This window comes from Staphylococcus sp. GDX8P80P, from assembly GCF_017893095.1.
GTDB classification, from domain to species: domain Bacteria; phylum Bacillota; class Bacilli; order Staphylococcales; family Staphylococcaceae; genus Staphylococcus; species Staphylococcus borealis.
Window position 1 is genome coordinate 1 of record NZ_JAESMI010000010.1, and the last position, 20,550, is coordinate 20,550.

Below are 20,550 nucleotides of genomic sequence, written 5' to 3' on the forward strand. Positions count from 1 at the left end.
ATTTCACTAATAAATTCTACAAGCAAAGCAAGCTGGGGATCGGGGCCCCAGCAAAGAGAATTTCACTAATAAATTCTACAAGCAAAGCAAGCTGGGAATCGGAGCCCCAGCAAAGAGAATTTCATTAAGAAATTCTACAAGCAAAGCAAGCTGGGGATCGGGGCCCCAGCAAAGAGAATTTCACTAATAAATTCTACAAGCAATGCAAGCTGGGGATACAGAAATAGTCAGTCTCTACTCCCCACTCCTTAATATAAACCAATGTCCTTTTAAGTAATCCTCTAACTAAAATTAATCATTACTATAAATACTTAATTCTTTTAAGCTCTTGGGTGGAATTGATTATACATCTGTCTAATTTGAGTTTTAGAAACATGCGTATATAATTGTGTAGTCGAAATATCTGAATGACCTAACATTTCTTGAACTGCACGTAAATCTGCACCATTCTCCAATAGGTGTGTTGCAAATGAGTGTCTTAACGTATGAGGTGTCAATGTTTTATTGATATTTGCCTTTAAACCATACTGTTTAATTAGTTTCCAAATACCCTGACGTGTCAATGGTCGTCCATGCATATTTAAAAAAAGCACGTTAGTGACTGTTTTTTTAAGTAATTGAGGTCTAACAGTATTGATATATGTGTCTAGGTATTCGATTACAGTATCGCCTAATGGGATGATACGTTCTTTGTTCCCTTTACCAAACACTTTCACAAACCCCATAATTAAATTAACATCATCTATCTCGATTTGTATTAATTCAGTCACACGCATTCCAGTCGCATATAATAATTCGAGAATTGTACGGTCGCGGTATCCATTATTTTTATTTAAATCTGGTGTTTCAAGTAACTGAATCACTTCTTCAACATCTAATACATCTGGAAGTTTCTTCTCGTACTTAGGCGTTTCAATAAGAACTGTGGGATCTTTCGCTGCATATTTCTCACGTAGCGCAAATTGATGGAAACTGCGAATCGTTGAAATAAATCGCGCAATAGATTTAGCAGAAGCGCCCTGATCTATTAAATGACCTAGACATTCTTGAATCGTTTGTCTATCAATAAAATCAATATGCGCAATTTTGTTTTCTTGCATATATATGTGATATTTTTTTAAGTCTCTGCGATAGGCACCTATCGTATTCTCGCTTAAGCCTTTTTCGATTTGTATAAATTTTAAATATTCTTCAATAATTGTTTCCATTACAACACCTCTATTTGAATAGACTCACATTAAACTATGATGTGATATTAAGAAAGACTAAGACAATCATTTGAAATTGTCCTAGCCTATTATTTGTTTATTTTCCTTTTGCTTGGCATTCAGCACAAACACCGTGAAACGTTAATCTGTGATCTAAAATTTTGAAGTTATATTCTGTTTCGACTCTTTCTTCAACTTGTGGTAGTAAATCTTCATGGATTTCATCTACTTTACCACATTCCATGCACACTAAATGATGATGGAAATGTTTAGCGCCCTCTTTTCTTAAATCGAAACGAGCAACACCATCACCAAAATTAATTTTATCGACGACTTTTATTTCGGCTAGAAGTTCTAAAGTTCTATAGACAGTAGCTAAACCTATTTCAGGTGCTTTGTCTTTTACTTTCAAATATACATCTTCAGCACTAAGATGGTCTTTTTCATTTTCAATTAGAACACGGACAGTAGCTTCTCTTTGTGGTGTTAATTTATATGAAGATTGTTGTAATTGTTGTTTTACGCGATTTAATCGTTCTTCCATGGGAGCGACACTCCTCTATTAATAATTATAATCATTTTAAATTGAAAATATTTCAATTACTAAATTACCAATATTTTCAATTAAATGCAAGCTATTTACAGTACTTAATTAGAATGATTATAATTTAATAATATATGCTGCAACCCAATGATTGTTTTAGCATCCTCGATTTCATGATTATCAAGTAATGCTTTTATTTCTGAAATAGGCACTTTATGCAATTCTACAAACTCATCTTCATCTAAATTAAGTTGACCTTCACTTAGGTTACTGCTGAAATAAATCGTAAGTTTCTCATTGGTAAACCCAGGGCAACCATACATGTCAGTAACAAATTCTAAGTTATTTGCAACATAACCTGTTTCTTCTTCTAATTCGCGTTTAGCAGCTTCTTCACGTATTTCATCTTGTTCTAATTTTCCAGCTGGAATTTCTAATAATGCTTTTTCAACTGGTTTACGAAATTGTTTAACAAGTAATACCTCATCATTTGGCGTTATTGCACAAACTGCTACCGCACCGTTATGATAAACTAATTCTCTTCTAGATGTATTCCCATCAGGCAATTCTACATCATGTATTTCTAAATCAATAATTTTACCATTGTAAATAACAGTTCTATCGAAAGTTTTCTCATTAAATTCCAAAAAATTCACGTCCCTTTTAATTCAGTATATAAATTGGTAAGATGAATGCGTTACTTAAAGTGTATCGAAAGGAGATTGGACATGCAAAAGAATATTTTAAAGAGTGGCATCGAAATTTCAGAATTAGGATTAGGATGTATGAGTCTAGGCACAGATTTTGCCAATGCTGAACCTATCATTGAAAAAGCAATTGAAAGTGGTATTACGTATTTTGATACTGCAGATATTTATGACAGAGGCATTAACGAAGAAATTGTAGGCAAAGCTTTAAAAAAATATCAAAATCGGGATGATATTATAATTGGAACGAAGGTAGGAAATCGTCCTACTGAAGATGGCGGGACTACATGGGATCCATCTAAACAATATATTAAGGAAAGTGTTAAAGGTTCCTTACAACGATTAGGATTGGACCATATCGATTTATATCAATTACATGGTGGAACGATAGATGATCCATTAGATGAAACGATCAGTGCATTTAATGAGTTAAAACAAGAAGGTATTATTAAAGCCTATGGTATTTCTTCAATCCGTCCTAATGTTATCGATTATTATTTAAAACATAGTGAAATCGAGACAATTATGTCTCAATTCAATTTAATTGATAATCGACCAGAACAATTATTAAATGATATACATGCCAATGGTGTTAAAGTATTAGCACGTGGCCCTGTGTTTAAAGGGCTGTTAACTTCTAATAGTATTGATGCCCTAGATCATAAATTCAGTGAGGGCATATTTGATTATACACATCATGATTTAGGCGAAACGATTGCTTCAGTTAAAGAAATAGAAAGTAATCTTAGTGCTTTATCTTTTGAATATTTAAAATCTCACGATGCACTTGGTGCAATCATCGTTGGCGCTAGCTCACCACAACAATTAGAAGAAAATGTTAATAATTACAATAAACATGTAAGCCTTGATCAAGTAAAAGCAGCTCGTGACAGAGTGAAAAACTTAGAATACACACAGCATTTAAAATAATGTAGTTATAATACAGAAGCGTTTGAGACATAAATGATGTAAAAATACTGTTTTGCTAAACCACAGTGCGGGATGGGTCTAAGAATTCATAAAAGAATTTTGACCCACTCCCGCCTTTTTATTACAACTCAAATATAACTCTAATACTGCTTATAGTAAGTGTAATAACCATTGTGATTTTCGTCTTTGATAGTCACATTCATGATCTCACCTCTCAAAATTAATTCATGAAATTTGAAATCTATGAATGATTGTTCGTCAGCATTTAGTAAGTCATAATTATTCTCCCTTATTAAATCTGCAATTGTAAAAATGGAATGTGGTGGTAATGCATTCATATTCTCAATACATTGTTTAACGTTATGGTTTACACAACATAACATACAATCACTCCTATCTATTGTTTGTTTTTGAATAAAAATGGAAAAAGTGATTCAAGCAACCTAGGGAATAATTGATATACTTTTAAAGTGGTGTGCATCCATTTAGGTTGATTGATTTCACATTTACGTTCAATTATCCCTTTAATAACATCATTAGCTAATAAAGTTGGATCTAACATCATTGCGTCATACTTGTGTGCATAAGCGAGACTTGGGTCTGCCTTTTTATGAAATGCTGTTCTAATAGGACCAGTATTCACAGACATTACATGAAAAGAAGGGTGTTCCAGTCGTAGTGCATTTAATACCGCATTCAGTGCCGCTTTAGATGCACCGTAATGCGCGGCATTAGCTTGTGTGACAAAGGCAGCTTGACTAGAGATTCCAACAATACTCGCGTGTGGAGACAATTGGTTCATTAAAGTATGTAATAATAAATTAAACCCGATAATATTAACTTCATATGTTTCAGTCATTTCATCAGGTGTGTGTTGGTTGATTGATTTAAAATACCCTAAACCAGAACTATAAATAATGCCATCTATTTGCGTATCGATATATTGAGGTAATTGGCTAATTGCATGTTTGTCTTGCATATCACACGGAATCATTTGGACATTATGTTCATATGGTGAGAAGTCAATGTGTTTATATTTTTGTTTGCTTCTAGCAAGTAATGTAACATGCGCGCCCTTTTGAATAAGTTGTTTAGTGATTTCGAGACCTAAGCCACTTGTACCACCAGTTACAACATAGTGTTTACCTATCATAGACATTTCCTCTCTAACTTTGAATAATTTTATATTACCTTAAAATATTTAGTGTATAAAGTTTTCTAGTAATTGAGTTTAAATCTAATTGCATGCACTAACTTTTTTTTAAAAATCACCCTAAGGATCACCTAAGCTAAAGCTTATGCGTAAAAAATGAAGATATAAATGATACAATGATACTATTTTGATATTCGCAGTAGCTGACTGAACTGAAAAGACGCTTAAATCAAGCTTTTTTCAGTCCTAGTCATCCTTGCGGGGGTGGGACGACGAATTGTAAAAAATTCTGTCCCACTCCCTTATATGTTACTATGGGTTTATAAATTAAAGAGTGAGGATGATGTTGTCAATGAAATTAGTTTTTTATGGTGCAGGTAATATGGCACAAGCAATTTTTAAAGGAATTATTAACTCTAAAAAATTAAAGTCACATGATATCTACTTAACGAATAAATCTAATGAGGAAGCTTTGAAAAATTTCGCTGAAGAATTAGGTGTTGAATATAGTTATGATGATGAAAAGTTACTCCAAGATGCCGATTATGTATTTTTAGGATCTAAACCTTATGATTTCGAAAAAGTAGCTCAACGTATTCAACCGTTTATTAATGAAAACAATCGTTTTATTTCTATCATGGCTGGTTTACCTATTAACTATATCCAAGAACAATTACAAGTTGAAAATCCAATCGCTCGAATCATGCCTAATACGAATGCTCAAGTGGGTCATTCAGTGACAGGTATTAGTTTTTCTGGAAATTTCGGACCAAAATCAAAGGAAGAAGTTATTGATTTAGTTAACGCGTTTGGTTCGGTAATTGAAGTAAACGAAGACCATTTACACCAAGTAACAGCCATTACAGGAAGCGGTCCAGCTTTCTTATATCATGTTTTTGAACAGTATGTTAAAGCAGGAACAGATTTAGGGCTTGGAAAAGATCAAGTTGAAGAATCAATTAAAAATTTAATTATCGGTACAAGTAAGATGATTGAAAGATCAGATTTAAGTATGGAACAATTACGTAAAAATATTACCTCTAAAGGTGGAACGACACAGGCAGGTTTAAATGCCCTAGCACAACATGATATTGAGGCAATATTTAAAGATTGTTTAAATGCAACAGTTCAACGTAGTGTTGAATTATCAAAAAATGAAGATAATTAAATATATATATAGTAAAAAGACTGAGGCATTACATTGCCCCAGTCTTTTATATAAAATAAAATTGCACCTAGTATTTTAAAAATATATTGTTTTAAATTTTGAAAGTATCAAAATCTTTAACAAATTCAAAGTGAGGGACATTTTCATTAGCTTTTAATTGATGTCTAATAGTATCTATCTCATCATAATTATAACGATTACTCAAATGCGTAATTAAACTTCTCTTAACATTAGCTTGCTTTATCAAACAAAATACATCATCAATATGACTATGGTGATAGTTATTGGCTAATGTTTTTTCGCCTTCAATATAAGTAGCCTCATGAATCATTACATCAGAATCTCTTGCTATGCTTAACTCTGATTGACAAGGTTTCGTATCTCCAAAGATAGAGATGATTGGTCCAGGTTTAGCTGGTCCTTTGAAATCTTCAGAATTGTAAATTTGGCCTTCATGTTCAAAATTATCATAAGCTTTTACTTCTTGGTACTTAGGCCCAGGATATAAACCTATTGATTTGAGTGCTTCGACATCAATAGTCCCTGGCGTTGTTGGTGATTCAATGCGATAACCATAAGAAGGAATACCATGATTTAATAATTTGGCACTAACTGTAAAGCCTTTATGATGATATGTAAACTGATTATCAATTTCAATATATGTGATTGGATAATTTAGATGAGATTCGGATAATCTTAAAGAAGTCTCAATGTATTGTTGTAATCCTTTAGGGCCAATAACTGTTAATGGTTTATCTTCCCCACCTTGAAAAGAACGACTCGTTAATAAACCAGGTAATCCGAAAATGTGATCTCCGTGCATATGCGTTATAAAAATGTGGTCAACTTTTCCAAGTTTAATTGAATGATGTAAAATTTGATGTTGTGTGCCCTCTCCGACATCAAATAGCCATATACTATTCGAAAAAGGTTCAAGGTTTAAAGCAATCGCTTGCGTATTTCTCTCTTTAGTAGGTAACCCCGCACTTGTTCCGAAGAATGTAACTTCCATGCATATGCCTCCTCTTCTTTCATTATATTTTATCATATGTGATTTATTTTGCTATAAAAAGTCATAAAATAAATGCATGTGTTTCATTTTGAGTTATAATGATATTAAATTGTGCATCATTCCATAATTCAAGTGCCTTTGTAGAAACAATAAAATTAGGCAAATAAGTTTGAAGCGGTGCAAATATATTTTATAATAATACAATCATAGTATTAAAAGAATTGAGGTTTTGAACTTGAGTAAACATTCTAAATATATTCCTTGTTTAATTACTATTTTCGGTGCAACCGGAGATTTAAGTCATAGAAAGCTATTTCCATCATTATTTCACTTATTTCAACAAGATAATTTAGACGAACATATCGCTATCATTGGAATTGGACGTAGAGATTACACGAATGAAGTATTTCGTGAACAAGTTAAAAGTTCTATTCAAAAGCATGTTAAAGATACATCACAGATCGATGCCTTTATGGAACACGTATACTATTTTAAACATGACGTAAGTGATGAACAAAGCTACAATTCATTATTGAACTTCTCTAATGAATTAGATTCAAAATATCAATTAAAAGGTAATCGCTTATTTTACTTAGCAATGGCACCTCAATTCTTCGGTATTATTTCAGATTACTTAAAATCATCAGGTTTAACTGATACAAATGGATTTAAACGATTAGTCATAGAAAAACCATTTGGCAGTGATTTGAAATCAGCTGAGCAATTAAATAATCAATTAAGACGATCATTTAAAGAAGAAGAAATTTATAGAATAGACCATTACTTAGGTAAAGATATGGTGCAAAACATTGAAGTTTTACGTTTTTCAAATGCGATGTTTGAACCGTTATGGAACAACAAATATATTTCAAATATTCAAGTAACGTCTTCAGAGGTGCTCGGAGTTGAGGATCGTGGAGGTTATTATGAATCTAGTGGTGCATTAAAGGACATGGTTCAAAACCATATGTTACAAATGGTTGCGCTTCTTGCGATGGAAGCGCCAATTAGTTTGAACAGTGAAGATATTCGTGCTGAAAAAGTTAAAGTATTGAAGTCACTTAGACAACTAGACCCACAAGAAGTAAAACAAAATTTCGTACGCGGTCAATACGATGAAGGGTTTATTGATGGTCAAAAAGTGATCGCTTATCGAGATGAAGATCGTGTTGCTGAAGATTCAAACACACCTACATTTGTTTCAGGCCGATTAACTATTGATAATTTCCGTTGGGCAGGCGTACCATTCTATATTAGAACTGGTAAACGTATGAAGTCGAAATCGATTCAAGTTGTAGTTGAATTTAAAGAAGTGCCAATGAACCTGTATTATCAAACAGATAAGTTATTAGACTCGAACTTATTAGTTATCAATATTCAACCTAATGAAGGCATATCTTTACATTTAAACGCGAAAAAGAATATTCAAGGTATTGATACTGAACCTGTACAACTATCTTATGCTATGAGTGCTCAAGATAAAATGAACACAGTAGACGCCTATGAAAATTTACTTTTTGACTGTTTAAAAGGTGATGCAACAAACTTTACACATTGGGAAGAATTAAAATCAACTTGGAAATTTGTGGATGTTATTCAAGATGAATGGACAATGAATGAACCTAATTTCCCTAACTATGCGTCTGGTACAAATGGCCCATTAGAAAGTGATTTATTGTTAAGTAGAGACGGTAATCACTGGTGGGATGATATTCAATAAATTATCAATTTATAACTATGACTATGCGTCTGGAGCAAAGATAATATTTTGACATTTCTGAGCAAATACTCAGAGTTGAGAATGTACTTAAACTAGGCTTTTTCTCGGTTCTCAGCAACTGTGCGCGCGAGAGTTTAGGCATATAGCCATTTATTTAATAAGCAAGTTGGGAGTGGATGAATGAATTTATCTAGAATTCTGTCCGCTCCCCTTTTCTATTCTTCTCAAAAAATTTTTTATATAGCACATGTTAAGATGTATATTTTCAAAAAATAAGGTAAAATAAAAGTTAATGATTGTATATTTATTGGAGTGAGAGTTTTGGACGTTATCAAGCAGATACAACAGGCAATTGTATTTATCGAAGATCGTTTGTTAGAGCCGTTTAATTTGCAAGATTTGAGTGATTACGTTGGTCTTTCTCCTTACCATCTTGATCAATCATTTAAAATGATTGTTGGACAATCACCTGAACACTATGCGCATGCAAGAAAAATGACTGCAGCTGCTAAAGAAATGGTTCAAAGTTCTTCAAGGTTAGTAGATGTCGCAAAAAAGTATAACTACAATAGTTCTAATGATTTTGCGAATGACTTTAGTGATTTCCATGGCATTTCACCAATTCAAGCATCTACCAAAAAAGATGAATTAAAATTACAAGAACGTTTATATATAAAGTTAACAACGACTGAACGAGCGCCTTATCCATATAGACTAGATACTACAGAAGATATAGCATTAGTAGGTTACGTACGTTATATTGAAGCAAACGATTTATCTAATCCTTATAAAGTTCCCGATTTTTTAGAAGATTTAATTCTTGATGGTAAAATTAAAGATTTGAAAAGGTATAATAATATAAGTCCATATGAGTTATTTGTAATTACTTGCCCATTAGATCGTGGTTTAGAATTATTCATAGGTGTTCCAAGTGATAGATACCCTTCTCATTTAGAAAGTAGAGTGTTGCCTGGTAGACATTATGCAAAATTTAATCTTCAAGGCGAAATCGATTATGCTGTAAATGAAGCTTGGTATTATATTGAATCCAGTCTACAACTCACTTTACCATATGAAAGAGATAGCTTATATGTAGAGATTTATCCTTTTGATATCTCATTTGAGGACCCATTCACTAAAATTCAATTATGGTTGCCTATTGAACAAGAAACTTATGACATGTAAGTAATGCGATGATAAGTATTAATGAGTACTTTTTATCTACTTACATTTCTTAAATAACGAGGAATATAGTCTAATTAAAAAGACGAGGAAAAGACAGTATACTATTATTGTCTTTTCTTCGTCTTTATTAAATTATATTTCTGCGACAAATGCTTCAAATGGTTTGAGTGCTGTTACGTCTAATTGACTCGTGTAATTGTGTAGTTTGATTGCTTCGTCATCGATAGCAAAAGGTAATGTTAATGAACTTTGTTTATCAGTTAAATTACCTGCAACTACTACAGTTTTGCCATCTAATTGTCTTGTATATGCAAATACATTTTCATTATCAGCATCAATCAAATCAAATTGGCCATACGTATAGATATCATGAGATTTTTTTAATTGTATTAATTGTTTGTAGAAGTTAAGTACAGAGTCCGCATCTTCTAATTGCTGAGCGACATTGATTTGTTTATAATTCGGGTTAACTGGGAACCAAGGTTCACCTTCCGTGAATCCAGCATTTGGACTATCATCCCATTGCATAGGTGTACGTGAGTTATCTCGATTTTCCATTCTATATTTATCTAGTAATTGATCAACATCTCCACCTTGCGCTTTGACAATTTGATATTCATTTCTAACAGCAACATCATTAAATGTTTCAATACTTTCGAAAGGATAATTAGTCATACCGATTTCTTGTCCTTGATAGATAAATGGTGTACCTTGTTGTAAGAAATAGACAACTGCATGACTTGTAGCAGATTCAAACCAGTAATCTTTATCGTTACCCCAAGTAGACACACGACGAGGTTGATCATGGTTTTCTATGAAGAGTGCATTCCAACCAATTCCTTCTAGTCTCTTTTGCCAACGATTTAAAACCGCTTTATATGATTTAACATCAAATTGAGAATCACCAGTACTCCACAAGCCTAAATGTTCAAATTGGAAAATCATATTGAATTTCCCTTTATCTTCTCCTACCCAGTCTTCTGCATTATCTGGATTAACACCATTCGCTTCTCCAACGGTCATAATGTCATATTTACTAAGTGATGCATCTTTCATTTCTTGTAACCAATTCTGAATACCTGGTTGATTCATATCTACATCAAAGGCTGGAGCATATGTCTTTCCTTCTGGTACAGGTAAGTCGCCAGCTTCAAATGTTTTCTTAATATGGGTTATAGCATCGACACGGAAGCCGTCAATGCCTTTTTCAAACCACCAATTCATCATGTTAAATACGGCTTCACGAACATCTGGGTTATCCCAATTTAAGTCTGGTTGTTTTTTACTAAATAAGTGGAAGTAATATTGGTTCGTTGTCTCATCAAATTGCCAAGTTGACCCATTAAAGATACTCTCCCAATTATTAGGTTCAGAACCATTCTCTTTAGGGTCTGCCCAAATGTACCAGTCTCTTTTCGGATTATCTTTACTAGATTTAGATTCAATAAACCATGGATGCTCATCAGATGTATGGTTAACGACTAAATCTAATATGAGTTTCATACCACGATCATGTACCCCTTTTAATAAGCGGTCAAAATCTTCCATTGTACCAAATTCATCCATAATATCTTGATAATCACTGATATCATAACCATTATCATCGTTAGGCGATTTATACATTGGACTTAGCCAAATAACATCTATACCTAAGTCTTTGAGATAGTCTAATTTTTCGATTACACCTGGTAAATCACCAATACCATCATTATTACTATCATTAAAACTTCTTGGATAAACTTGATACGCTACTGCTTCTTTCCACCAATTTTTTGTCATAAGTATGCTCCTTTATCGTTTAGTAGTTGATACCCCTTCAACTATTTGAGTTGAAATCATTTTTGCAGTAAAAGAAATAGCTTTATTTCCTAATACATCAATGATTGTATTACCTGCTGTTAGGCCTAATATATCTGGGTTAATGTTTACACTTGTTTGTGATGGCGTTGCATTTTCAGTGAGAAAAGATGTATTAAATGTAGCAGTTTGTATATCATCTGGAATGCGGATTTGATATTCATACAGCACATTTAATAATTGCATATTTAACATAGCATCAGACGTTATAATCACTGTAGGCTTATGACGAACATCAATACAATAGTGTTTTATACAATCACGCAAATCTTTCATAGACGCTATTACGGCGTAGTTAATAGGAATGTTAACGTCGTTACAGTATTGTTTAAATCCTTCTGTACGATCTTCTGTAACTGCATAATGTCCAGATTCTTGTAAAAATAACATTGACCGATGACCTAATTGATACAAATACTTTGCTAATTGATAAGCTGCATCGACATTATCATTATCGATGTGTATGACTTGATCATAGTTTAAAGATTTCCCAATGATCAGATAAGGCACATTAAACTCATGAAGTAGGCGTTCTACAGGATCATCTTGCAAAGAATACAAAAGAATAAAGCCATCTACACTTTTAGATTGAATCATTGTCTTTACTTCTTCGTATAGGTCAGCGCTTTTCTCTGATACAGTCATTCTAGTTGAATAACCTCTTCTATTACATGCCTGATTGATACCGTTGAGAACATCGCTATTAAAGGGATTTTGACGTATTTCAGGTGCAGAACTTTTTTGTATTAATCCAATAGTCAATGTTTTATTTGTTATTAATGTTCTCGCCGCTTGATTAGGAATGTAACCTAATTTAGCCATAGCTGCTTTAACTTTAATAGTAGTCGAATCACTAATTTTCGGATTGTTTTGAATGACTCTTGATACTGTAGATGTAGCTACATTAGCCTCTTTTGCAACGTCTTTAATTGTAACCGTCGTATATCACCTCACTAAGATTTTATAGTAAACGCTTTCATATTCATCTATATTTTTATCGTATAGAATTCATTATTGGAAGTCAATCATTTTGTGCAATCGTTTGCACAAACTGCAAAAAAGAAGGGAGTGAAACAGAAATAGTATTGTTTCAAAATTTATTTCTGTCTCACTCCTAGCTTGCTTAGCTTGTCGCATATCTTGATGAAATGCTATTTTCAAGAGCCTCGAGTTGGTTTGAAAGAAGCGTGTTACAAGTTCATTGTTAATACAGTCAGCTACTATGAATTTGCAAAATAGCATCATTATATTATATATGTCTTAGGCGCTTCTCTAGAGCATTAGTGGTTATTCCTCAACCCATTGTGTATGGAAGATACCTTCTTTATCTTTACGTTCATACATATGTGCACCGAAATAGTCACGTTGGGCTTGAATTAAGTTTGCTGGTAAATCTTCAGAACGATAACTATCATAGTAGTTTACGCTGGCAGAGAAGCCGGGTGTTGGTACACCGTTACGCACACCTGTTGCCACTACGTCTCTCAACGCATCTTGATATTCTGTGACAATACCTTTGAAATAAGGATCTAATAAAAGGTTTTGTAATTCTGAGTTATTATCATAAGCGTCTTTAATTTTTTGTAAGAATTGAGCACGAATAATACAACCCTCACGCCATATCATTGCTAAATCGCCCAATTTTAAATTCCATTCATTTTCTTCGCTAGCTTTACGCATTTGCGCAAATCCTTGTGCGTATGAACAAATTTTACTCATATATAAAGCTTTACGGATTTTTTCTAAGAATGCTTCTTTATCACCAGTAAATTCTGCTTTAGGGCCATTTAATTCTTTAGATGCATTCACGCGTTCTTGTTTAATTGATGAAATGAAACGCGCAAATACAGATTCAGTAATAATTGTTAAAGGAATACCTAATTCTAAAGCATTGATAGAAGTCCATTTACCTGTACCTTTTTGACCTGCAGTATCTAAGATTTTTTCAACAAGTGCTTCATTGTCATTGTCTAATTTAGTAAAGATATCACCTGTGATTTCAATTAAATAACTTTCTAACTCACCGGCATTCCATTCTTTAAACGTTTTAGAGATGTCTTCATGTGACATGCCTAATAAATCTTTCATCATTGCATAACTTTCTGCGATAAGTTGCATATCTGCATATTCAATACCATTATGAACCATTTTAACATAGTGGCCTGCTCCATTAGGTCCTATATATTCTACACATGATGCACCATCTTTAGCTTTTGCAGCTATGGCATCTAATATATCACTTACTTTATTGTAAGCTGCTTCTTGACCACCTGGCATTAACGAAGGACCAGTAAGGGCACCTACTTCACCACCAGATACGCCCATACCGATAAAGTTAATACCACTTTCAGCTAAGGCTTTATTTCGACGGATTGTATCTTGATAATTAGTGTTACCACCATCAATTAAAATGTCATCATCATCTAATAATGGCAGTAAACTGTCAATTGTTGCATCTGTTGCAGGACCAGCTTTGACCATTAATAAAATTTTACGTGGTTTTTCTAATGAATTCACAAATTCTTCCAAAGAATATGTTGGGTGGATTTGTTTACCTTTAGATTCATTCACCATCTCATCTGTTTTTTCACTTGAACGGTTGAATACAGATACACTATAACCACGTGATTCGATATTCCAAGCCAGGTTTTTTCCCATTACAGCTAAACCTACTACACCTATTTGTTGAGTCATATTACTTACCTCTCTCATTCAATTTTTCAATAGTATTGTATCATAAAACTAGAATGTACTTCACTAAACTAAATTACGATTTAGCTACTAATTCAATAATTTTGACAATTTGTGTTGCTAAGTCGTTGAGAGACTTAATTGAAATGCGTTCTGATGTAGTGTGAATGTCTTCATAGCCCACACCTAAAATGACTGTAGGGATTCCAAATGTGTTAATAATACTACCATCTGAGCCACCTCCAGCAATAACAGTATTACCAGTTAATCCTAATTCTTTCGCACTATTTATAGCATATTGCGTAACTTTTTCTTCATCATTTAATTTAAAGCCAGGATAGCTTTTCTCAATTATTACTTTGGCTTCTCCACCAAATTCTTGCGCAGTTGACTCAAATGTTTCTTTCATATGTGCTACTTGTTGTTCAATACTTTGATCATTATGAGAACGTGCTTCAGCTTCTAACACGACTTCATCTGCAACAATATTAGTTGCAGAACCACCGTGAAATTTACCTATATTTGCAGTTGTATATTGATCAATTTGACCTAATTTCATGCGACTTATTGCTTTTGCAGCAATATTAATTGCACTAATTCCTTCTGAAGGCGTACTAGCATGAGCAGTTTTACCTAAAATAGTCGAATTGATAACCATTTGAGTTGGTGCACCTACGACTGTTGTACCAACAGGTTGACTAGCATCGACAGCATAGCCAAATTCAGCGTCTATGAGTGATTTATCTAATTCTTTCGCACCTTTAAGACCTGACTCTTCACCAACAGTAATTATGAATTGAATTTGACCATGTGGTATTTTATTGTCATTAAGATACTGTATTGTCTCAATAATTGCTGCTAATCCTGCTTTGTCATCCGCACCTAAGATGGTTGTTCCATCTGAGTATATATAGCCATCATCATTAATTTGAGGTTGAATATTTAAGCCTGGCACTACGGTATCCATATGGCTCGTGAAATAAATTTTAGCTACATCTTCGTTATCACTTGTTGCGGGCAATGTACATATAAGATTATTAGCACCTAACCATGACTTTTCTGAGGCTCTGTCTTCAACAACATGTAAACCTAATTCTTCAAATTTCTTTTTTAGAATGGGTTGGATGACTTCCTCATGACCTGTTTCAGAATTTATTTTCACTAATTCTAGAAATGTTTCAAGTAATCGTTGACTGTTTATCATTGTGATAAAACCCCTTTCTTATTTGATTTCTATTTTAACTAACTTTCTACAATATCAAAAATAAATTGATTGCCATTTGTATTAAAATCATTTATGGTTAATTTATATATTTGGTAAAGTACATGTTACTAAGTACTTTAATAAGGAGCGTCAAATAGTGAATAATAAAGTACTAAGAATTATAATTATTGTAATGTTAGTCGCTATTATAGCAGCATTACTACTTACAAGTTTAGTGCCATTGATGCATTAATCTTTAAAGAAAAGAGGCTAAGACGAACATCTCGTCTTAGCCTCTTTTCTATTCAATAACTTATTATAATTCATTATGCAATCTTAATGAACCAAACTGAGATTTAATATTTAGATATTCTTCTAACTCATTTAATATTTGCATCATACTTGAACGTGATTTTAAAGATTGATGAGATTTAGGAAGTGGTAATTCATCTAATGACAAACGGATTTCATATAATGAATGTAAACGGAGTGCAGTATAGTCGTTACTATTTACATTATTACCAATTTCTGTCATTAAATGTGATACATCTGCCAATAGAGGATCGTCGACAGTAACTTGATTTAATAAAGGTTTAATTCTACGAAGTAATTCAAGTTGTTCTTGTCTCATATCAAAGTAGTGATAATAAGAGTTTTCATTTCGAATATAGTGATTTTTAACATCTCTAAATGCAATAGATTTCGCTTTACGAATATCCAACTGAAGTTTCTCGAAAGATAATGACAAATCATTACTATAATCCGAGCACGCTTCACTGTATGCCATAAATATGTCTTTAAATCCTTTTTCAATTTCTTTCTTGAAAGAAACGAGTGTTTTATCTAAACTCGGCATAATTAAATTCATAATGAATGCAATTCCTAGCCCAATAGTTAATAAGAGTAGTTCGTTGATGATTAAATGTAAATTAATCGTTGTTGCATTAAAAACATGTAATAATATAACGCAACTCGTTACAACACCCTCTTGAACCTTGAGCATGACAGTTATAGGAATAAATAATAAAACAATTAATCCTAGAACAAGTGCACTCTGGCCTAATAGGCTAAATACAAGTGAACCGAATAGTAGAATTAAAATACAAGATACAAATCGTGATACGATAGCTTGTATTGAATGAACTTTTGTATGTTTGATACACAATACAATGAGGATAGCACTTGATGCATAATTATCAAGTCCTATCCATTTGGCTAAAATGACACCTAGCGTTATACCTACCGCAGTTTTAAGTGTTCTAAATCCAATCTTATACGGATTTAACTTTAGCATCGGTAAATCCTCTTATCTTTCGTCGCAATACTTATCAAATAGGCTTTGTAATTGATTAATAACATCCATTACATCATGGCCTTCTATTTGATGACGTTCGATCATTTCGGTAATTTTACCATCTTTAATTAGAGCAAAAGATGGGCTTGAAGGTGCATATCCTTCAAAGTAATCTCTAGCCTGTTGCGTAGCTTCTTTATCTTGACCAGCAAATACAGTAACTAATCGATCTGGTAACTTATCATAATGTAATGCATGTGATGCTGCTGGACGCGCAATTCCACCTGCACACCCACATACAGAATTAACCATTACTAATGATGTACCATTTTGTTGTAAGACTTTATCAACGTCTTCTGCTGATGTTAATTGCTCGTATCCTGCACTTTCAATTTCGTTACGAGCTTGTTCAACCACACCATTCATATATAAATCAAAATTTAAATCCATTTTGAATCACCTTTCAATCTTTTATTTATTCAATGTTATTCTACTAATTTAAACGATAGAGTTCAAATAGGTTGTCCAAGGCTATGCCATCTTATTAAATACTAATAAATACTTGTATTATCAACTGTAAATTGCTCAATTCGTTGTTTTACTTGCGACATGAAGCGACCTGTTTGGACACCATCTAATATACGGTGATCAATCGAAATACATAAATTAACCATGCTTCTAATTGCTACCATGTCATCAATCACGACAGGTTTTTTTACAATTGATTCTACTTGTAATATTGCAGCTTGAGGATGATTAATAATACCCATTGACGAAACAGAACCAAATGTACCAGTATTATTAACCGTAAACGTTCCACCTGACATGTCCTCTTGAGTTAATTGTTTATTTCTAGCTTTTCGTGCTAATTCATTGATTTCTCTAGCAATGCCTTTAATAGATTTCTCATCAGCATGTTTGATAACTGGAACATATAATTTATCTTCATCTGCAACTGCAATCGAAATATTAATGTCTTTATGAAGGATAATTTCCTCACCGTCCCAACTACTATTTAAGAGTGGGTTTGATTTGAGCGCTTCTGCAACTGCTTTTACAAAGAATGCAAAGAAGGTTAAATTATATCCTTCATTCTCTTTGAATGTGTTTTTATGATGGTTTCTCGTTTTAACCAAGTTAGTTGCATCAACTTCAACCATCATCCATCCATGTGGAATTTCAGTAACACTTGTTACCATGTTTTGGGCAATTGCTTTTCGTACGCCTTTTACTGGAATAGACTGACCTGATTGCGTGTGATTTGAATCAGTGCTGGCCACTTGATTTTCAAAAGATGGCTCTGGTTTTTTATTAAGTTTAGAATTTTGTTTCTCAGAATGCACATAAGCTTCAATATCTTTTTTAGTTACTCTTCCTTCGAAACCTGTACCACGCACACGTGATAAATCAACATTATTTTCAGAAGCAATTTTAAATACGACAGGAGAATAGCGACCATTATTAAGTGGTGTTGATGCTGATTCTGTATTTAATTGTTCATTTTGACGAACGTTCTGATCAGTGGGAACACTTGAGTCTGATTTTGACGTTTTATCAGTTAAGGCATCCATATTATTTGTATTTACAGTTGTTTCATTCTTATTATCATCTGTTCCTTGTTTATTATTATGAGTGTTCGTTGATTGATTTGACTCAGTAGATTCAATTTTACATATAACATGATCTATTTGAACTGTTTCTCCTTCAGAAACTAAGATTTCAGTAATAGTACCAGAAACCGTTGAAGGTACCTCAGCGGTTACTTTATCAGTAACTACTTCACATAACGGCTCATATTCGTCTACATAGTCTCCTACAGAAATAAGCCATTGCTCGATTGTACCTTCATGAACACTTTCGCCTAGTTTAGGCATTTTAACATCCATAATTTTGCCTCCTTAAAATTGTGCAAGCTCTCTCATTTTTTCTAAGATTTTATCAGGATTCATCATAACTTCATTTTCTAAATTCGGAGAAAATGGCATTGAAGGTACATCTGGTCCAGCTAACCTCATAATCGGTGCATCAAGTTCAAATAAACAGTTTTCAGCAATAATTGCTGAAACTTCTGACATGATACTACCTTCAAGATTATCTTCAGTAACGAGTAAAATCTTGCCATTGATTTTGGCGCGTTCAATAATTGTTTCTTTATCTAAAGGGTAAACTGTTCTTAAATCGACAATTTCTACACTGATACCATCAGCGGCTAAAATATCAGCAGCTTGCATACAATAATTTACACATAATCCATATGTAAATACTGTAATATCGTTGCCTTCTCGTTTAACATCAGCTTTTCCAAGAGGAACTGTATAATATTCTTCTGGTACTTCTTCTTTTAAGAAACGATAGGCCTTTTTATGTTCAAAAAATAATACTGGATCATTAGATTCAATAGAAGATAATAATAACCCTTTAGCATCATAAGGTGATGAAGGAATGACGATTGTAAGTCCAGGTGTAGAAGCGAAAATACTTTCGATACTTTGAGAATGGTATAAACCACCATGAACACCACCACCAAAAGGTGCTCTTATTGTAATCGGGCATTGCCAGTCATTATTTGAACGATAACGCATTTTTGCTGCTTCACTTATAATTTGATTAACTGCTGGTAAGATAAAATCTGCAAATTGAATTTCTGCAATTGGTCGTTTGCCAATCATTGCAGCGCCAATAGCAGTGCCAACGATATTAGATTCGGCTAACGGGGTATCAATTACTCTTTCAACACCGAATTTTTCTTGTAAACCACGTGTAGCACCAAATACGCCACCTTTTTTCCCAACATCTTCACCAAGTATAAATACATTGTTATCTTGTTCCATGGCTAAATCTTGTGCTTGTTGTATCGCTTCAATATACGTCATTTTACTCATTGCCAATACCTCCTTCTGGATCATACACAAATTGATATGTTTCATCTACAGATGGATATGGCGCTTGCTCCGCGTCTTTTGTGGCTTTGGTAATAATTTCTTTATGTGCTTGCTCTAATTGATCTAACCATGCTTGATCGATGATACCTTGTTCGAGTAAATAATCTTTAAATTTAAGATTGCAATCATACGTTTTTAAAGCTTCTCGCTCTTCTTTAGTACGATATGTATCATCGTCATCCGATGAATGTGGTGTCATACGATTTGTAACAGCTTCAATTAGGGTAGCACCTTCACCATTTAATGCACGTGTTCTAGCTTCTTTCATCGCTTTATACATAGCAATAGGATCGTTACCATCTACAGTTTCACCGTGGATACCATAGCCTAAAGCTCTATCAGAAAGTTTTTCGGCGGCATACTGTAGTGAATTTGGAACTGATATCGCGTATTTATTATTAATAATGACACAAACAAATGGCAGTTTGTGTACACCTGCAAAGTTTAAGCCTTCGTGAAAATCTCCTTGATTTGAACTTCCTTCACCTACAGTGGCTGTAGCGATATTAGGTTTTTTATCCATTTTCAAAGCTAAAGCAGCACCTACTGAATGCGGTATTTGAGTTGCAACAGGAGAACTTTGAGATAATATACCTTTTTCACGATGACTGAAGTGAGATGGCATCTGCTTGCCACCAGAATTAATATCATCCTTTTTACCGAATGAAGCTAGCATTGTATCATAAGGAGAAATACCCATATAAGTTACAAATGCTAAATCTCTATAATATGGAGATGAAATATCTCCTTCTTTCATAGCATAAGCCATTCCTATTTGAGTGGCTTCCTGTCCTTGTCCACTTACGACAAAGGGAATTTTACCCGCACGGTTTAGTAACCATAATCGTTCATCTACTTTTCTGCCTAAATCCATCCATTTATAGATTTCTTTGAGGTCATCTTCTGAAAGTCCGACAGATTTATAATCAATCATT

20 protein-coding genes are annotated in these 20,550 nt (G+C 33.4%); 5 read left to right on the forward strand and 15 right to left on the reverse strand.

The genetic code is table 11. From position 1 onward, the window contains the following. Positions 1-320 precede the first annotated feature (320 nt). The 3 genes from xerD to KA858_RS01110 form a co-directional block, all read right to left on the reverse strand. On the reverse strand, positions 321-1,208 hold the full coding sequence (gene xerD / locus KA858_RS01100; protein WP_210134787.1) for a site-specific tyrosine recombinase XerD: 888 nt from the start codon (positions 1,206-1,208) through the stop codon (positions 321-323). A gap of 97 nt (positions 1,209-1,305) precedes the next feature. After that, a complete protein-coding gene (gene fur, locus KA858_RS01105; protein ID WP_011275714.1) occupies positions 1,306-1,752 on the reverse strand; it encodes a ferric iron uptake transcriptional regulator in 447 nt (148 codons plus the stop codon). A gap of 104 nt (positions 1,753-1,856) precedes the next feature. Next, entirely contained in the window at positions 1,857-2,399 is a 543-nt protein-coding gene (locus KA858_RS01110; RefSeq protein WP_053029458.1) for an NUDIX domain-containing protein, read from the reverse strand. 81 nt (positions 2,400-2,480) lie between these two features. Here KA858_RS01110 and KA858_RS01115 point away from each other — a divergent pair, with 81 nt between their 5' ends. Continuing rightward, entirely contained in the window at positions 2,481-3,389 is a 909-nt protein-coding gene (locus tag KA858_RS01115; protein WP_210134788.1) for an aldo/keto reductase, read from the forward strand. A 140-nt stretch (positions 3,390-3,529) separates the two neighbouring features. Here KA858_RS01115 and KA858_RS01120 read toward each other — a convergent pair whose 3' ends face one another. Then, the gene (locus tag KA858_RS01120) at positions 3,530-3,772 is read right to left on the reverse strand and encodes a hypothetical protein (protein WP_210134789.1); all 243 of its coding nucleotides are present in this window, start codon (positions 3,770-3,772) and stop codon (positions 3,530-3,532) included. Positions 3,773-3,786: 14 nt separating this feature from the next. Further along, positions 3,787-4,542 carry an SDR family NAD(P)-dependent oxidoreductase gene (locus KA858_RS01125; RefSeq protein WP_210134790.1) on the reverse strand — a complete coding sequence of 252 codons (756 nt, stop codon included), beginning with the start codon at positions 4,540-4,542 and terminating at the stop codon, positions 3,787-3,789. 352 nt (positions 4,543-4,894) lie between these two features. Between KA858_RS01125 and proC the strand changes: the two genes are divergently transcribed. After that, positions 4,895-5,710, forward strand: coding sequence for a pyrroline-5-carboxylate reductase (proC, locus tag KA858_RS01130; protein WP_210134791.1), 816 nt, complete (start codon positions 4,895-4,897; stop codon positions 5,708-5,710). Between the two features lie 91 nt (positions 5,711-5,801). On the opposite strand, the gene rnz is transcribed toward proC, so the two are convergent. Further along, positions 5,802-6,722 carry a ribonuclease Z gene (gene rnz, locus KA858_RS01135; protein ID WP_107629497.1) on the reverse strand — a complete coding sequence of 307 codons (921 nt, stop codon included), beginning with the start codon at positions 6,720-6,722 and terminating at the stop codon, positions 5,802-5,804. A 235-nt stretch (positions 6,723-6,957) separates the two neighbouring features. Here rnz and zwf point away from each other — a divergent pair, with 235 nt between their 5' ends. After that, a complete protein-coding gene (gene zwf / locus KA858_RS01140; RefSeq protein ID WP_210134792.1) occupies positions 6,958-8,442 on the forward strand; it encodes a glucose-6-phosphate dehydrogenase in 1,485 nt (494 codons plus the stop codon). A 321-nt stretch (positions 8,443-8,763) separates the two neighbouring features. Continuing rightward, entirely contained in the window at positions 8,764-9,627 is an 864-nt protein-coding gene (locus KA858_RS01145; protein WP_053029464.1) for an AraC family transcriptional regulator, read from the forward strand. Positions 9,628-9,759: 132 nt separating this feature from the next. Here KA858_RS01145 and KA858_RS01150 read toward each other — a convergent pair whose 3' ends face one another. The 4 genes from KA858_RS01150 to KA858_RS01165 form a co-directional block, all read right to left on the reverse strand. Continuing rightward, on the reverse strand, positions 9,760-11,406 hold the full coding sequence (locus KA858_RS01150; protein ID WP_210134793.1) for a glycoside hydrolase family 13 protein: 1,647 nt from the start codon (positions 11,404-11,406) through the stop codon (positions 9,760-9,762). A 12-nt stretch (positions 11,407-11,418) separates the two neighbouring features. After that, positions 11,419-12,414 (reverse strand): LacI family DNA-binding transcriptional regulator, encoded by a 996-nt coding sequence (locus KA858_RS01155; protein WP_210134814.1) that lies wholly within the window; start codon positions 12,412-12,414, stop codon positions 11,419-11,421. 357 nt (positions 12,415-12,771) lie between these two features. Further along, positions 12,772-14,178: an NADP-dependent phosphogluconate dehydrogenase gene (gene gndA / locus KA858_RS01160; protein ID WP_210134794.1), complete on the reverse strand. Its 1,407-nt coding sequence runs from the start codon at positions 14,176-14,178 to the stop codon at positions 12,772-12,774. A gap of 73 nt (positions 14,179-14,251) precedes the next feature. Beyond that, entirely contained in the window at positions 14,252-15,379 is a 1,128-nt protein-coding gene (locus KA858_RS01165; RefSeq protein WP_210134795.1) for a M20/M25/M40 family metallo-hydrolase, read from the reverse strand. A gap of 157 nt (positions 15,380-15,536) precedes the next feature. Between KA858_RS01165 and prli42 the strand changes: the two genes are divergently transcribed. Then, positions 15,537-15,632, forward strand: coding sequence for a stressosome-associated protein Prli42 (prli42, locus tag KA858_RS01170; protein WP_154392014.1), 96 nt, complete (start codon positions 15,537-15,539; stop codon positions 15,630-15,632). A gap of 63 nt (positions 15,633-15,695) precedes the next feature. Here prli42 and KA858_RS01175 read toward each other — a convergent pair whose 3' ends face one another. The 5 genes from KA858_RS01175 to KA858_RS01195 all read right to left on the reverse strand — a co-directional run bounded on the left by KA858_RS01175 (position 15,696) and on the right by KA858_RS01195 (position 20,549). Further along, the gene (locus KA858_RS01175) at positions 15,696-16,673 is read right to left on the reverse strand and encodes an aromatic acid exporter family protein (RefSeq protein WP_210134796.1); all 978 of its coding nucleotides are present in this window, start codon (positions 16,671-16,673) and stop codon (positions 15,696-15,698) included. Between the two features lie 12 nt (positions 16,674-16,685). Beyond that, positions 16,686-17,123: a bacilliredoxin BrxB gene (gene brxB / locus KA858_RS01180; protein WP_070854986.1), complete on the reverse strand. Its 438-nt coding sequence runs from the start codon at positions 17,121-17,123 to the stop codon at positions 16,686-16,688. 101 nt (positions 17,124-17,224) lie between these two features. Continuing rightward, complete coding sequence (locus KA858_RS01185; RefSeq protein WP_210134797.1) at positions 17,225-18,559, reverse strand: dihydrolipoamide acetyltransferase family protein; 1,335 nt, start codon at positions 18,557-18,559, stop codon at positions 17,225-17,227. Between the two features lie 12 nt (positions 18,560-18,571). After that, the gene (locus tag KA858_RS01190; protein WP_210134798.1) at positions 18,572-19,555 is read right to left on the reverse strand and encodes an alpha-ketoacid dehydrogenase subunit beta; all 984 of its coding nucleotides are present in this window, start codon (positions 19,553-19,555) and stop codon (positions 18,572-18,574) included. After that, a complete protein-coding gene (locus KA858_RS01195; protein ID WP_070854983.1) occupies positions 19,548-20,549 on the reverse strand; it encodes a thiamine pyrophosphate-dependent dehydrogenase E1 component subunit alpha in 1,002 nt (333 codons plus the stop codon). The genes KA858_RS01190 and KA858_RS01195 overlap by 8 nt, the downstream gene beginning before the upstream one ends. Position 20,550: the final 1 nt, after the last annotated feature.

Bases quoted from the DNA above. Each gene is read 5' to 3' on its own strand.
- xerD (WP_210134787.1), bottom strand. From the start codon at position 1,208: ATGGAAACAATTATTGAAGAATATTTAAAATTTATACAAATCGAAAAA.
- fur (WP_011275714.1), bottom strand. From the start codon at position 1,752: ATGGAAGAACGATTAAATCGCGTAAAACAACAATTACAACAATCTTCA.
- KA858_RS01115 (WP_210134788.1), top strand. From the start codon at position 2,481: ATGCAAAAGAATATTTTAAAGAGTGGCATCGAAATTTCAGAATTAGGA.
- KA858_RS01120 (WP_210134789.1), bottom strand. From the start codon at position 3,772: ATGTTATGTTGTGTAAACCATAACGTTAAACAATGTATTGAGAATATG.
- KA858_RS01125 (WP_210134790.1), bottom strand. From the start codon at position 4,542: ATGATAGGTAAACACTATGTTGTAACTGGTGGTACAAGTGGCTTAGGT.
- proC (WP_210134791.1), top strand. From the start codon at position 4,895: ATGAAATTAGTTTTTTATGGTGCAGGTAATATGGCACAAGCAATTTTT.
- rnz (WP_107629497.1), bottom strand. From the start codon at position 6,722: ATGGAAGTTACATTCTTCGGAACAAGTGCGGGGTTACCTACTAAAGAG.
- KA858_RS01150 (WP_210134793.1), bottom strand. From the start codon at position 11,406: ATGACAAAAAATTGGTGGAAAGAAGCAGTAGCGTATCAAGTTTATCCA.
- gndA (WP_210134794.1), bottom strand. From the start codon at position 14,178: ATGACTCAACAAATAGGTGTAGTAGGTTTAGCTGTAATGGGAAAAAAC.
- KA858_RS01165 (WP_210134795.1), bottom strand. From the start codon at position 15,379: ATGATAAACAGTCAACGATTACTTGAAACATTTCTAGAATTAGTGAAA.
- KA858_RS01175 (WP_210134796.1), bottom strand. From the start codon at position 16,673: ATGCTAAAGTTAAATCCGTATAAGATTGGATTTAGAACACTTAAAACT.
- brxB (WP_070854986.1), bottom strand. From the start codon at position 17,123: ATGGATTTAAATTTTGATTTATATATGAATGGTGTGGTTGAACAAGCT.
- KA858_RS01185 (WP_210134797.1), bottom strand. From the start codon at position 18,559: ATGGATGTTAAAATGCCTAAACTAGGCGAAAGTGTTCATGAAGGTACA.
- KA858_RS01190 (WP_210134798.1), bottom strand. From the start codon at position 19,555: ATGAGTAAAATGACGTATATTGAAGCGATACAACAAGCACAAGATTTA.
- KA858_RS01195 (WP_070854983.1), bottom strand. From the start codon at position 20,549: ATGATTGATTATAAATCTGTCGGACTTTCAGAAGATGACCTCAAAGAA.